The 13,156-nt window shown below is 72.5% G+C and carries 10 protein-coding genes; 3 read left to right on the forward strand and 7 right to left on the reverse strand.

The window, feature by feature from the left end:
* Nucleotides 1-57 precede the first annotated feature (57 nt).
* The 3 genes from uvrB to coaE are packed head-to-tail and all read right to left on the reverse strand — an operon-like array spanning nucleotide 58 to nucleotide 3,526.
* Nucleotides 58-2,169, reverse strand: a complete 2,112-nt coding sequence (gene uvrB, locus Q6350_RS09120) for an excinuclease ABC subunit UvrB (protein ID WP_304604011.1) — start codon at nucleotides 2,167-2,169, stop codon at nucleotides 58-60.
* Between the two features lie 45 nt (nucleotides 2,170-2,214).
* The gene (locus tag Q6350_RS09125) at nucleotides 2,215-2,847 is read right to left on the reverse strand and encodes a pyroglutamyl-peptidase I (protein ID WP_304604012.1); all 633 of its coding nucleotides are present in this window, start codon (nucleotides 2,845-2,847) and stop codon (nucleotides 2,215-2,217) included.
* Nucleotides 2,848-2,890: 43 nt separating this feature from the next.
* Entirely contained in the window at nucleotides 2,891-3,526 is a 636-nt protein-coding gene (coaE, locus tag Q6350_RS09130; protein WP_304604013.1) for a dephospho-CoA kinase, read from the reverse strand.
* Between the two features lie 35 nt (nucleotides 3,527-3,561).
* On the opposite strand from coaE, the gene Q6350_RS09135 reads away from it, so the two are divergent.
* Nucleotides 3,562-5,481: an ABC transporter ATP-binding protein gene (locus Q6350_RS09135; RefSeq protein WP_304604014.1), complete on the forward strand. Its 1,920-nt coding sequence runs from the start codon at nucleotides 3,562-3,564 to the stop codon at nucleotides 5,479-5,481.
* A 160-nt stretch (nucleotides 5,482-5,641) separates the two neighbouring features.
* Here the strand turns inward: Q6350_RS09135 and rpsA are convergent, their stop codons facing one another.
* Both rpsA and Q6350_RS09145 read right to left on the reverse strand, forming a co-directional pair.
* Nucleotides 5,642-7,126 (reverse strand): 30S ribosomal protein S1, encoded by a 1,485-nt coding sequence (rpsA, locus tag Q6350_RS09140; protein ID WP_171245683.1) that lies wholly within the window; start codon nucleotides 7,124-7,126, stop codon nucleotides 5,642-5,644.
* Nucleotides 7,127-7,359: 233 nt separating this feature from the next.
* On the reverse strand, nucleotides 7,360-8,385 hold the full coding sequence (locus Q6350_RS09145; RefSeq protein ID WP_171245682.1) for a 6-phosphofructokinase: 1,026 nt from the start codon (nucleotides 8,383-8,385) through the stop codon (nucleotides 7,360-7,362).
* 87 nt (nucleotides 8,386-8,472) lie between these two features.
* On the opposite strand from Q6350_RS09145, the gene Q6350_RS09150 reads away from it, so the two are divergent.
* Nucleotides 8,473-9,261: a class I SAM-dependent methyltransferase gene (locus Q6350_RS09150; protein ID WP_370375384.1), complete on the forward strand. Its 789-nt coding sequence runs from the start codon at nucleotides 8,473-8,475 to the stop codon at nucleotides 9,259-9,261.
* Between the two features lie 28 nt (nucleotides 9,262-9,289).
* Here the strand turns inward: Q6350_RS09150 and polA are convergent, their stop codons facing one another.
* On the reverse strand, nucleotides 9,290-12,007 hold the full coding sequence (polA, locus tag Q6350_RS09155; protein WP_304604017.1) for a DNA polymerase I: 2,718 nt from the start codon (nucleotides 12,005-12,007) through the stop codon (nucleotides 9,290-9,292).
* Between polA and Q6350_RS09160 the strand changes: the two genes are divergently transcribed.
* A complete protein-coding gene (locus tag Q6350_RS09160; protein ID WP_304604018.1) occupies nucleotides 12,006-12,425 on the forward strand; it encodes a PaaI family thioesterase in 420 nt (139 codons plus the stop codon). The genes polA and Q6350_RS09160 overlap by 2 nt on opposite strands.
* Nucleotide 12,426: 1 nt before the next feature.
* Here the strand turns inward: Q6350_RS09160 and Q6350_RS09165 are convergent, their stop codons facing one another.
* Entirely contained in the window at nucleotides 12,427-13,125 is a 699-nt protein-coding gene (locus Q6350_RS09165; RefSeq protein ID WP_304604019.1) for a GNAT family N-acetyltransferase, read from the reverse strand.
* Nucleotides 13,126-13,156: the final 31 nt, after the last annotated feature.

Raw genomic sequence — 13,156 nt, forward strand, 5'->3', positions numbered from 1 at the left:
CCTCCTCGGTCCGCCCAGCATACGGCACGGCGTCGTGACGACCACCGGGGTCCGTCGTCAGGCGGTGGCCTCGCGCATCTGGCGGAGCTCCTTCTTCAGGCCGCCGATCTCGTCACGCAGGCGTGCGGCGACCTCGAACTGCAGCTCCCCCGCCGCGGTGTGCATCTGGTCACTGAGCTCCTGGATGAGCTCGGCGAGCTCGTTCGCGGCCAAGCCGGCGAGCCGGTTGCCGGACGTCGCACCCTCCTTCGGCGCACCCGGCACGGGTGCCCCGCCCCGGTCTCCGCGGTCCGGCGCCTTGCGGTAGCCACCCGCCAGCAGCTGGGCCGTGTCGATGTCCTCACGGGCGAGCATGTCCGTGACGTCGGCGATCTTCTTGCGCAGCGGCTGCGGGTCGATGCCGTGCTCGGCGTTGAAGGCGAGCTGCTTGTCCCGCCGGCGGTTCGTCTCGTCCAGGGCGAACTGCATCGCGGGCGTGACCTTGTCCGCGTACATGTGCACCTGGCCGGTGACGTTGCGCGCCGCACGACCGATGGTCTGGATGAGGGAGCGCTCGGAGCGCAGGAACCCCTCCTTGTCGGCGTCGAGGATCGCGACGAGCGACACCTCCGGCAGGTCGAGGCCCTCGCGCAGCAGGTTGATGCCGACCAGGACGTCGTACTCGCCGAGGCGCAGCTCGCGCAGCAGCTCCACGCGCCGCAGCGTGTCCACCTCGGAGTGCAGGTAGCGCACCCGCACGTCCTTGCCGAGGAGGTAGTCCGTGAGGTCCTCGGCCATCTTCTTCGTCAGGGTCGTGACCAGGACGCGCTCGTCGCGGTCCACCCGGTCGCGGATCTCGCCGAGCAGGTCGTCGATCTGGCCGGTCGTCGGCTTGACGAGGACCTCCGGGTCGACGAGCCCGGTGGGACGGATGATCTGCTCCACGACGCCGTCGGACATGGACAGCTCGTAGTCGCCCGGGGTGGCCGAGAGGTAGACCGTCTGCCCAATCCGCTCGACGAACTCCTCCCAGCGCAGCGGCCGGTTGTCCGTCGCGCTGGGCAGGCGGAAGCCGTGGTCGACCAGGGAGCGCTTGCGCGACATGTCGCCCTCGAACATGGCGCCGATCTGCGGCACCGTCACGTGCGACTCGTCGATGACGAGCAGGAAGTCCTCGGGGAAGTAGTCGAGCAGCGTGTTCGGCGGCGAACCGGCCTCGCGGCCGTCGATGTGCCGCGAGTAGTTCTCGATGCCGTTGCACGTCCCGATCGAGCGCATCATCTCGATGTCGTAGGTGGTGCGCATGCGCAGCCGCTGGGCCTCGAGCAGCTTGTTCTGCTTCTCCAGGTCGGCGAGCCGCTCGGCGAGCTCGGCCTCGATGGAGGCGACCGCTCGCTCCATGCGTTCCGGACCGGCGACGTAGTGCGTCGCGGGGAACAGGTAGATGCTCTGCTCGTCCCGGACCACCTCGCCGGAGATCGGGTGCAGCGTCTGGATCGACTCGATCTCGTCGCCGAACATCTCGATGCGTACGGCGAGCTCCTCGTACACCGGGATGATCTCCACGGTGTCGCCGCGCACCCGGAAGGTGCCGCGGGTGAAGGACATGTCGTTGCGGGTGTACTGCATCTGCACGAACTGGCGCAGCAGGTCGTCACGGTCGACGACGTCGCCGACGGCGAGACGCACCATGCGGTCGACGTACTCCTGCGGCGTGCCCAGCCCGTAGATGCACGAGACCGACGCCACGACGACGGTGTCCCGTCGCGTCAGCAGCGACGACGTCGCCGAGTGCCGCAGCCGCTCGACCTCGTCGTTGATCGAGGAGTCCTTCTCGATGTAGGTGTCGGTCTGCGCGATGTACGCCTCGGGCTGGTAGTAGTCGTAGTACGAGACGAAGTACTCGACGGCGTTGTTCGGCAGCAGCTCGCGGAACTCGGTGGCGAGCTGGGCGGCGAGCGTCTTGTTGGGCGCCATGATGAGCGTCGGACGCTGGAGCTGCTCGATCAACCAGGCGGTCGTGGCGCTCTTGCCGGTACCGGTGGCGCCGAGCAGGACGGTGTCCTTCTCCCCCGCACGGATCCGTTCGGTGAGCTCGGCGATGGCGGTGGGCTGGTCGCCGCTGGGCCGGTACTCCGAGACCACCTCGAACGGGGCCACGGTCCGCTGCAGGTCGGTCACGGGTCGCATGGCACCACGGTACGGCCCGCTGCCGACATCGACCGACCGCGCGGGTCAGTGCTCGGCGCCCGCCGCGACCCGCGGCTCGGAGAGCTGCCCCCGCACGGCGGCCGCCGCGGTGAGGACGACGGTTCGCAGCACCCGCGCCGACGCGGCCGGGTCGAGCTGCGCCGCCCGCGGGACGTGCACGAACCCGGATCGCACCTCCGGCCGGTCGGCCACCGCGTGCTGCAGGGCGTAGAACACCGCGTTGCACACGTACGTGCCCGCCGTGTGGCTGGCGACCGTCGGCACCTCGACGCGCTCCGCCGCGCGCAGCGACGCCTTGATCGGCAGCGTCGAGAAGTAGGCGGCCGGGCCGCCGGGGACCACCGCCTCGTCGATCGGCTGCGAGGCGGCGTTGTCCGGGATCCGCGCGTCCACGAGGTTGATCGCGACGCGCTCCAGACGCACGGCCGGTGTCCCGGCCGCCAGCCCCGTGGCCACCACCACGGCCGGCTCGACCTCGCGCACCAGCCGGACCAGGGCGCCGGGCCCGTCGGTGAACGTCACCGGGAGCCGCGCCGTGACCAGCTCGGCGCCGTCGCGCTCCGCGCGCCAGCCGTCGGCCAGCGCCGTCACGGCCTGCCACGACTCGTTGACGGCGTCACCGCCGAACGGCTCGAAACCCGTCACCAGCACGCGCACACGTCCACCTCCGATCCGGCAGCAGACTACCGGGTGACGGACGTCAGCCTCCCAGCTCCTCGGCCTCCAGCTCCTCGGACACCTCCTGGCGCACGCGCGCCCACAGCTCGTCGACCTGCCGGCGGAGGTCGTCCGGGGACCCGGTCCCGTCCAGGAGCACGTCCGCCTGCGCCCGGCGCTCCCCGTCCCCGGCCTGCGCCGCCACGCGCTCGCGGGCCTCGGTCTCGGGCAGCCCGCGCGTCTCCACCAGGCGCGCCACCCGCTGCTCCGCCGGGGTGTCCACCACCACCAGCAGGTGGAACCGGTCCGACTGCCCCGTCTCGACCAGCAGCGGGATGTCGTGCACGACGACCGCCTTCGGGTCGGCCGCCCCGGCCGCGGCCTCGTGCTCGGCGGCCAGGCGACGGACCTCGGGGTGGATGATCCCCTCCAGCCGACGGCGCTTCTCATCGTCGGCGAAGACCAGCCGCCCGAGGGCCGGCCGGTCCAGCGATCCGTCGGCCGCCAGGACGCCCGGGCCGAACACGTCGACGACCTCGGCCAGCCCCACGGACCCGGGCGCCACGGCGTCGCGCGCCAGCAGGTCGTGGTCGATCACGACCGCCCCCAGGTCGGCCAGCCGCTGCGCGGCCACCGACTTCCCGGCCGCGATCCCTCCTGTGAGCCCCATCCGAAACATGAGGACCATCCTGCCCGGACCGTAGGCTTCCCGCCATGAGTGCGAACGGACCCGGCCCGGGCACGGCGCGACCGACCGGGGGCCCCGGCGCCGGCCCGATGCGTTCCTTCCTGCAGGACCGGTCGGTCACCGACCGTCGGCTGTCCCGGCCGACGGTGCGCCGCATCCTGGCGTTCGCCCGCCCCTATCGCCGCCACCTGGCGGGGCTCGTGGCCCTGCTGGCCCTGAGCTCCGCGGCGGGGGCCGTCACGCCGCTGCTGTTCCGCCGCATCATCGACGACGGGATCGCCGAGGGCGACCGGCAGCTCGTCGTCGTGCTCGCGGCGGCCACGGTGGGGCTCGCGCTCGCCGGCGCCGGGCTCTCGCTCGCCGAGCGGTGGGTTGCCGCCGTCGTCGGCGAGGGCCTCATCGTGGACCTGCGCACCGCCGTGTTCGACCACGTCCAGCGCATGCCGCTCGCGTTCTTCGCCCGCGCCCGCACCGGCGCGCTCGTGCAGCGTCTCAACGGCGACGTGCTCGGGGCCCAGCAGGCGTTCACCGCGACGTTGCAGTCGGTCGTCTCCAACGGGCTCACGGTGGCGTTCACGCTGGCCGCGATGCTCGTCATGTCCTGGCAGCTGACCCTGCTCGCGCTGCTCCTGGTCCCGGGGTTCGTGCTGCCGGCGCGCTGGTTCGGACGGCGCCTGGCGTCCCTGACCCGCACGACCTACGAGCTGAACGCGGACGTCGGGCAGACGATGAACGAACGCTTCAACGTCGCCGGGGCCCAGCTCGCCAAGGTGTTCGGCGAGCCCGACCGCGAGTCCGCGGCCTACGCCGACCAGGTCCGGCTGCTGCGCGACGTCGGTGTCCGCCGCGCCGTCTACGCGACGTGGTTCCGGGTCGGCCTGACGACGCTCGCCTCCGTCGCCATCGCCCTGGTGTACGGGGTCGGCGGGCTGCAGGCGATCGCCGGGGAGCTCACCGTCGGCACGCTCGTGGCGCTGACGGCCTACCTCGGCCGGCTGTACGCCCCGCTGTCGGCGCTGTCGAACGTGCAGGTCGACGTCATGACGGCGCTGGTGAGCTTCGAGCGGGTCCTGGAGGTCCTCGACCTGCGGCCGGCGCTGACCGAGGCGCCGGACGCCGTGGACCTGCGCGAGTCCGTGCGTGCGCAGGGCGCACGCATCGAGCTGGACGGCGTGACGTTCCGCTATCCCCGGGCCGACGAGGTCTCGCTGGCCTCCCTGGAGTCGGTGGCCGCGGCGCGCAAGGACCCCGAGGAGGACACCCTGCGGGACGTGTCGTTCGAGGTCCCGGCCGGCGCGATGGTCGCGCTGGTGGGTCCGTCGGGCGCGGGGAAGACGACGCTGTCCCAGCTCGTCAGCCGGCTGTACGACCCGACCTCGGGCAGCATCCGGATCGCGGGGACGGACCTGCGCCGGGCCTCGTTCGCCTCGTTGCGCCGCACCGTGGGCGTCGTGTCGCAGGAGGCGCACCTCTTCCACGACACCGTGGCCGCCAACCTGCGCTACGCCCGGCCCGACGCCTCGGACGCCGATCTCGAGCAGGCGCTGCGGGCGGCGCACCTGTGGCGCCTCGTCGAGGACATGCCCGACGGTCTGGAGACCGTGGTCGGCGACCGCGGCTACCGCCTCTCCGGCGGGGAGCGCCAGCGGCTCGCGATCGCGAGGGTCCTGCTCAAGGGGCCGGACGTCATCGTGCTCGACGAGGCCACCGCGCACCTCGACACCGAGTCGGAGGCCGCCGTCCAGGCCGCGCTCGACGTCGCGCTGGCAGGACGCACCGCGCTCGTCATCGCCCACCGGCTCTCGACGGTGCGGCACGCCGACCGGATCGTCGTGCTCGACGACGGGCGCGTGGTCGAGCAGGGCACGCACGTGGACCTGCTCGCGGCGGGCGGGCGCTACGCCGACGTCTACCGCGCGCAGTTCGCGGACCGCGAGAGCTCCTGACCGTCGCCTCAACAGTTGTGGGCATGAATTCTGCAGTGGGACGCACCTTTCCCACTGCAGAATTCATGCCCACAACACAGCGACGGCCCGTCGTCCCCCAGCGGGGACGACGGGCCGTCGATCAGGCACCCGGGGGTCGTGCGACTCCCGGGACGCCGGATCAGTTGCCGGTCAGCTTCTCGCGCAGCGCGGCGAGAGCCTCGTCGGACGCCAGCGTGCCGCCGGTGTCCTCCTCCGGGGCCGGGGCAGCCGAGGAGTAGGACGAGGAGGACGAGGACGAACCGCCGGAGACGACGTCGCCGGCCGCGGCGTCGGCGTCGGCCGAGAGGGCCGCACGCACCTGCTCGCGGTGCGCCTCCCAGCGGGAGTGCGCCTTGGCGTACTCGGCCTCCCAGGCCTCACGCTGGGTCTCGAAGCCCTCGAGCCACTCGTTCGTCTCGGGGTCGAAGCCCTCGGGGTACTTGTACTCGCCGTTCTCGTCGTACTCGGCAGCCATGCCGTAGAGCGCCGGGTCGAAGTCCTCGGACTCCGGGTCCATGCCCTCGTTGGCCTGCTTGAGCGACAGCGAGATGCGGCGACGCTCGAGGTCGATGTCGATGACCTTGACGAAGACCTCGGCACCCACCTGGACGACCTGCTCGGGCAGCTCGACGTGGCGGACCGCCAGCTCGGAGATGTGCACCAGACCCTCGATGCCGTCCTCGACACGGACGAACGCACCGAACGGCACCAGCTTGGTGACCTTGCCCGGCACGACCTGGCCGATGGCGTGGGTACGGGCGAAGGTCTGCCACGGGTCCTCCTGCGTCGCCTTCAGCGACAGGGAGACGCGCTCGCGGTCGAAGTCGACGTCGAGCACCTCGACCGTGACCTCCTGGCCGACCTCGACGACCTCGGACGGGTGGTCGATGTGCTTCCAGGACAGCTCGGAGACGTGCACCAGGCCGTCGACCCCACCGAGGTCGACGAACGCACCGAAGTTGACGATCGAGGAGACGACACCCGGGCGCACCTGACCCTTCTGCAGCGTCTGCAGGAAGGTGGAACGGACCTCGGACTGCGTCTGCTCGAGCCAGGCGCGGCGGGACAGGACCACGTTGTTGCGGTTCTTGTCCAGCTCGATGATCTTGGCCTCGATCTCGCGGCCGACGTACGGCGCGAGGTCGCGGACGCGACGCATCTCGACGAGCGAGGCCGGCAGGAAGCCCCGCAGGCCGATGTCGAGGATGAGGCCGCCCTTGACGACCTCGATGACGGTGCCGGTGACGACGCCGTCGTCCTCCTTGATCTGCTCGATCGTGCCCCAGGCGCGCTCGTACTGTGCGCGCTTCTTGGACAGGATCAGACGGCCTTCCTTGTCCTCCTTCTGGAGGACGAGGGCCTCGACGGCGTCGCCGACGGCGACAACCTCGCCCGGGTCCACGTCGTGCTTGATGGACAGCTCACGAGACGGGATCACGCCCTCCGTCTTGTAGCCGATGTCGAGGAGGACCTCGTCGCGGTCGACCTTGACGATCGTGCCTTCGACGATGTCACCATCGTTGAAGTACTTGATGGTGGAGTCGACGGCGGCAAGGAAGTCCTCTTCGGTGCCGATGTCGTTGACGGCGACCTGCGGGGCGGACTTCGTGGTGGAGATGGTCATTGAGTGGTAGCTCCGATGCGGACAGGGCGTAGTACGGACATGGTCGTGGTGCAGCTGTCCCCAGCGGCGCCGTCCCCGTCACGACGTCCGGGTCACGAGGCCCGGATCAGCGGGTCGACACACGCGCTCAGGCGCACTGCACCACCGGCAATCTTATCCGGGCCACCTGAGGGGGTCAACGCCGGGCAGACGGCGGGCACGGAGAGTCCCGTCACCCCCCCACGGCGCCCAGCTCACGCCAGGGCGCGCGCGACCTCGAGCATCTCGGCAGGGACCTGCTTGACCTTCCCGGCGATCTCCGACAGCGGGACCAGCACGACGTCGTCACCGCGCAGCGCCGTCATGACGCCGGACTCCCCCGCCGAGACCGCGTCGATCGCCGCGACACCCATCCGCGAGCCGAGGATCCGGTCCGCCGGCGTCGGGGTCCCGCCCCGCTGGACGTGACCCAGGATCGTCACCCGGGTGTCGAAGCCGGTGCGCGCGGCGATCTCGGCACCGAGCCGTTCGCTGATCGCCCCGGCCACGATCTCCCCGAAGGGACCGAGCCGGGTCTCGTAGGTCATGGACGAGCCCTCCATCGGCACGGCGCCCTCCGCCACGACGATGATCGAGAAGCTGGCGTGGGCGCGGTGCCGGTGCTGCAGGAACCGCACGACCCGGTCGATGTCGAAGGGCTCCTCCGGCGCGAGCACCAGCTCGGCGCCGCCCGCGATGCCGGCGGTCGCGGCGATCCAGCCGGCGTGCCGACCCATGACCTCGACGATCATCACCCGGTTGTGGCTCTCGGCGGTGGTGTGGATCCTGTCGACCGCCTCGGTGGCGATGCTCACCGCGGTGTCGAAGCCGATGGACCGGTCCGTGCCCCAGACGTCGTTGTCGATCGTCTTGGGCACGGCCACGATCTTGACCCCGGACTCGGCGACCTTGCTCGCCGCGTGCAGCGTGCCGTCGCCGCCGATGCAGATCAACGCCTCGATCCGCTCCTCCTCCAGCGTCGCGCGGACGGCGTCCAGCCCCCCGTCGTCGGCGTGCGGGTGGTAGCGCGCGGTGCCCAGCAGCGTGCCGCCGGTGGGCAGCACGTTGCGGATGTGGGAGCGGGTCAGGGGCATCACGTCGCCGTCGGCGAGGCCGCGCCACCCGTGGCGGAAGCCCACGATGCTGTGACCGTGCTCGCCCTCGCCCCGCTTGACCACGGCCCTGATCACGGCGTTGAGGCCGGGGACGTCCCCGCCTCCGGTCAGCAGTCCTACGCGCACGGTCTTCTCCTCGGTGTCGTGGGGGCGGGCACCTCGAGATTATCCGGACCGTGTGTCGTCGAGGTGTCGGGTGACAGGATGTGGGACGTGAGCGACCCATGGTTCGGATACCGGCCCACCGACGACGACGGCACGGCCGCCCGCCGGTGGTGGGACGCCCACGCCGAGGAGTACCTGGGCGACCACGGCGACTTCCTCGGCGACGCCGGGTTCCGCTGGGGTCCCGAGGGCCTGACGGAGGGCGAGGCCACGCTGCTCGGGCCTCCCGCGGGGGCCCGTGTGCTCGAGGTCGGCGCCGGGGCGGCGCACTGCTCGCGATGGCTCGCCGCCCGCGGCGCGGACGTGGTCGCCACCGACGTCGCCCCGGCGATGCTGGAGGCGGCGGCCCGGATCTCGCGGCGCAGCGGCACCCCGGTACCGCTGGTCGAGGCCGACGCGCGGGACCTGCCCTTCGCCGACGGGACGTTCGACGTCGTGTTCACGTCGTTCGGGGCGATCCCGTTCGTCCCGGACGCCCACCGCGTGCACGCCGAGGCGGCACGGGTGCTGCGCGCCGGCGGCCGGTGGGTCTTCTCCGTCACACACCCGGTGCGCTGGGCCTTCCCGGACGACCCCACGCTCGCGGGCCTGACGGCGCACCGCTCCTACTTCGACCGCCGACCGTACGTCGAGACCGACGGCGGCCACGTCGTCTACGTCGAGTACCACCGCACCCTCGGGGACCACGTCCGCGACGTCGCGGCGGCCGGGCTGCGCCTGCGGGACGTCGTGGAGCCGGAGTGGCCGGCGTGGAACACGGCGTCCTGGGGCGGGTGGGGCCCCGAGCGCGGTCACTACCTGCCCGGCACCGCCGTGTTCGTCACGACGAAGGACTGAGCCGACCCGTCCCGGGCGGCGCGCCGGGTCAGTGGGCCGCGTCGTGCCACGTCTGGCCGGAGCCGACCGAGACGTCGAGCGGGACGTCGAGCTCGACGGCACCGCACATCTGGCGGCGCAGCACGTCCTCGACGACCTCCCGCTCCCCCGCGGCGACCTCGACGACGAGCTCGTCGTGGACCTGCAGCAGCAGCCGGGACCGCAGCTCCTTCTCGTCGAGCTCGCGCTGGACCCCGAGCATCGCGAGCTTGATGATGTCGGCGGCGCTGCCCTGGATCGGGGCGTTGAGCGCCATCCGCTCGGCCATCTGCCGCCGCTGGCGGTTGTCGCTGGTCAGGTCCGGCAGGTAGCGGCGGCGCCCGAGGATCGTGGCGGTGTAGCCGGTGGCCCGGGCCTCGTCGACGACCCCGGTGAGGTAGTCGCGCACCCCGCCGAAGCGGGTGAAGTAGTCGTCCATCAGCGCCTGCGCCTCGGCGGCGGGGACGGTCAGCTGCTGGGACAGGCCGAACGCGCTGAGCCCGTACGCGAGCCCGTAGCTCATCGCCTTGACCTTGGCGCGCATCTCGGGCGACACGTCCTCCGGCGCGACGTCGAAGACCCGCGAGCCGACGTACCGGTGCAGGTCCTCACCGGTGCGGAACGCCTCGATGAGCCCCTCGTCACCGGACAGGTGCGCCATGATCCGCATCTCGATCTGGCTGTAGTCGGCGGTGACGAGCTCGGCGTACCCCTCGCCGACGGTGAACGCGCGCCGGATGCGCCGTCCGGCCTCGGTGCGGATCGGGATGTTCTGCAGGTTCGGGTCGGTCGAGCTGAGGCGCCCGGTCGCGGCGATGGTCTGCTGGAACGTGGTCCGGATACGCCCGTCGGGGTGCACCGCCTTGAGCAGGCCCTCGACCGTCGTGCGCAGCCTCGCCGCGTCACGGTGCGCGAGCAGGTGCGCGAGGAAGGGGTGCTCGGTCTTGGCGAAGAGGTCCTGCAGGGACGCCGCGTCCGTGGTGTACCCGGTCTTGATCTTCTTCGTCTTCGGCATGCCGAGCTGGTCGAAGAGCACCTCCTGGAGCTGCTTCGGGCTGCCGAGGTTCACCTCCCGGCCGATGACGTCGTACGCCTCGGCGGCCGAGGCCTCCACCCGGTCGGCGAAGAGCTGCTCGAGCTCGGTGAGGAAGGTCGTGTCCGCCGCGATCCCCGTCGCCTCCATCCGCGCGAGCACCGCGGACAGCGGCAGCTCGACGTCGTCGAGGAGGCCCCGCGCCCCGCGGTCGACGAGCCGCTCCCCCAGCGCTGCCGCGAGGTCCACGACGGCGACGGCGCGCGCGGCGGCGTCGGCCCCGGGCGGCCCCGCCTCCAGGTCCAGGTCCAGCGCCCCCTGGGCACCGCCCTCGTCGACGGCGAGCTCGCGACCCAGGTGCCGGACGACGAGGTCGCCCAGGTCGTAGCCGCGCTGGTCGGGGTAGCACAGGTACGCCGCGAGCTCGGTGTCCACCTGGACACCGACGAGGTCCGCGCCCCGCGAGGAGAGCATGTGCCAGGCCGCCTTGGCCCCGTGCACGGCCTTCGGGGCCCCGGGGTCGGCCAGCCACGCGAGCAGCGCCTGCTCGTCGGCCGCGTCGATCTCCGCCAGGTCGAGCACGACGGCCTCGGCGTGCCCGTCGGTGCCGGCGGTGCCGAGCGCGACCTGCCAGGCGTCGCCGGCGCCGGGGCGCCGGACGCCGGTGACGTCGATCCCGAGGAGCTGCTCCGAGCGCCCCGCCAACCAGTCCGCCAGCGCACCGACGTGCCGGTCGACCTGGATCCCCGCTGCCGGTGACGCGCTCGCGTCCTCCCCGGCGGGGTCGACGGCCAGGAGACGGTCGCGCAGCGCGCCGAACTCGAGGGTGTCGGACACACGGTGCACCGCCTCGCGGTCGAAACCCGCCACCGCCAGGTCGTCGATGCCGAGCGGGAGGTCGACGTCGGTCAGCAGCGCGTTGAGCTCGCGGTTCAGCCGGACCTGGTCGACGTGCTCCCGCAGAGCGTCGCCCCGCTTGCCGCCGACCTCGTCGCGCCGCTCGAGCAGGGAGTCCAGGTCACCGAACTCGGTGATCCACTTCGCCGCGACGCCGGGCCCGACGCCCGGGATGCCGGGGAGGTTGTCGCTGGTCTCCCCGACGAGCGCCGCCAGGTCGGGGTAGCGCTGCGGTGGCACCTTGTACTTGGCCTCGACCGCCTCCGGCGTCATCCGCGCCAGCTCCGAGACCCCCTTCTTCGGGTAGAGCACGGTGACGTCCTCGGTGACGAGCTGCAGCGTGTCGCGGTCCCCGGAGCAGACGAGCACCTCCATCCCCTGCTCCGTGCCGCGGCGCGCCAGGGTCGCCAGGATGTCGTCCGCCTCGATGCCCTCGCGCTGCAGCGCCGGGATGCGCAGCGACTCGAGCACCTCCCGGATCAGCGGCACCTGACCGCGGAAGACCTCGGGAGTGGCCTCGCGCTGCGCCTTGTACTCGGTGAACCGCTCGGTGCGGAACGTCACGCGGCCCGCGTCGAAGGCGACGGCCACGTGCGTCGGTTCCTCGTCGCGCAGGAGGTTCGTGAGCATCGAGGTGAAGCCGTAGACGGCGTTCGTGACCTGTCCGCTCGTCGTGGCCAGGGTGTCCGGCAGGGCGTAGAAGGCCCGGTAGGCCATCGAGTGCCCGTCGACGAGGAGCAGACGGGGGCGGCCGGCGGTTCGCGCTGAGGTCGTCACGGGTGCCAATCTATCTGCCATGTCTGACAGAGATTCCTTCCCGCAGGACCTGGCCGGCTGGCGCGGGGCCGCACACGGGACGCTGATCGAGCGCACCGGCATCGAGCTGCTGGAGGTGGGCGCCGAGGGCGCGTCGGCCAGCATGCCCGTGGCGGGCAACACCCAGCCGGCGGGGCTCCTGCACGGTGGCGCGACGGCCACCCTGGCCGAGACCCTCGGCTCCGTCGCCGCGCAGATGCACGCAGGCCCCGGGCGCGCGGCGGTGGGCACGGAGCTGAACATCACCCACCACCGGGGCGTGCGTGCCGGGACGGTGCACGCGGTCGCGACCGCGGTCCACCTCGGGCGCTCGACGGCGTCCTACGAGATCGAGATCACCGACGACGACGGCCGTCGGGTGGCCAGCGCGCGCCTCACGTGCCTGGTGCTCGACGCCTGAGTCAGGAGACGTGCGAGGTGGGGCCGACGGCACCGCCGGGGCCGCTCGGCGCGGTCGAGCGATGCTCCTGGACGGCGCTGAGGTCCAGAGGCCCGGTCGGCAGGCCGGCCTCGCGCGCACGGCGCCGCCGGGCGACGAGGTCCTCGATGGCGGCACGGGTCGCATCGCGCCGGGTGCGCGCCCCGTCACGGCGCAGGGCCGGGGTCGGTCCGGCGGCCGGCTCCTGCCCGAGCCACCGGGCCAGCGCCGCCACGGAGACGACCCGGTGCCCGGCCGCGGGGGCGAAGCCGACCCGCGCCAGGAAGCGCTGCACCTCCCGGGCGCCCGGGGCCGGTGCGCAGTAGACGTACTCCGCGCCGTCGTCGGTCGCCCGGCGCAGGGCCGCGGAGAGCAGCGCGCGCCCCACGCCCTGCCGGCGGGCCCCCGGGTCGACGAGGATCGCGTCGATGTACAGGCTGGGGGACGTCGCGTAGAGCTGGGGGGCGAGCGGGCGGGCCAGCAGGAACCCGACGACGCCGCGCTCGCTGTGCGCGACCAGCACCTCTCCGCCGGCGCTGACGAACACGCTCAGGTGCTCGCGCGCGCGTCGGGGGTCGGCACCGGCGCCGTTCGGCGTCTCCGGCCCGTGCGTGGCGGCCATCTCCGCCACGACCCACAGGTCGTCCTCGTCGGCGGACCGGACCTCGATCGCTCGACGCATCGGAACTCCCTCCCGACTCGAGGCGACCTCC

The organism is Isoptericola sp. b515 (genome assembly GCF_030588125.1).
Classification (GTDB): Bacteria; Actinomycetota; Actinomycetes; order Actinomycetales; family Cellulomonadaceae; genus Isoptericola; species Isoptericola sediminis.

Coding starts and splice junctions, on each gene's coding strand:
- Q6350_RS09160 (WP_304604018.1), top strand. CDS start 12,006: ATGTCTGACAGAGATTCCTTCCCGCAGGACCTGGCCGGCTGGCGCGGG.
- polA (WP_304604017.1), bottom strand. CDS start 12,007: ATGGCAGATAGATTGGCACCCGTGACGACCTCAGCGCGAACCGCCGGC.
- rpsA (WP_171245683.1), bottom strand. CDS start 7,126: ATGACCATCTCCACCACGAAGTCCGCCCCGCAGGTCGCCGTCAACGAC.
- Q6350_RS09165 (WP_304604019.1), bottom strand. CDS start 13,125: ATGCGTCGAGCGATCGAGGTCCGGTCCGCCGACGAGGACGACCTGTGG.
- uvrB (WP_304604011.1), bottom strand. CDS start 2,169: ATGCGACCCGTGACCGACCTGCAGCGGACCGTGGCCCCGTTCGAGGTG.
- coaE (WP_304604013.1), bottom strand. CDS start 3,526: ATGTTTCGGATGGGGCTCACAGGAGGGATCGCGGCCGGGAAGTCGGTG.
- Q6350_RS09135 (WP_304604014.1), top strand. CDS start 3,562: ATGAGTGCGAACGGACCCGGCCCGGGCACGGCGCGACCGACCGGGGGC.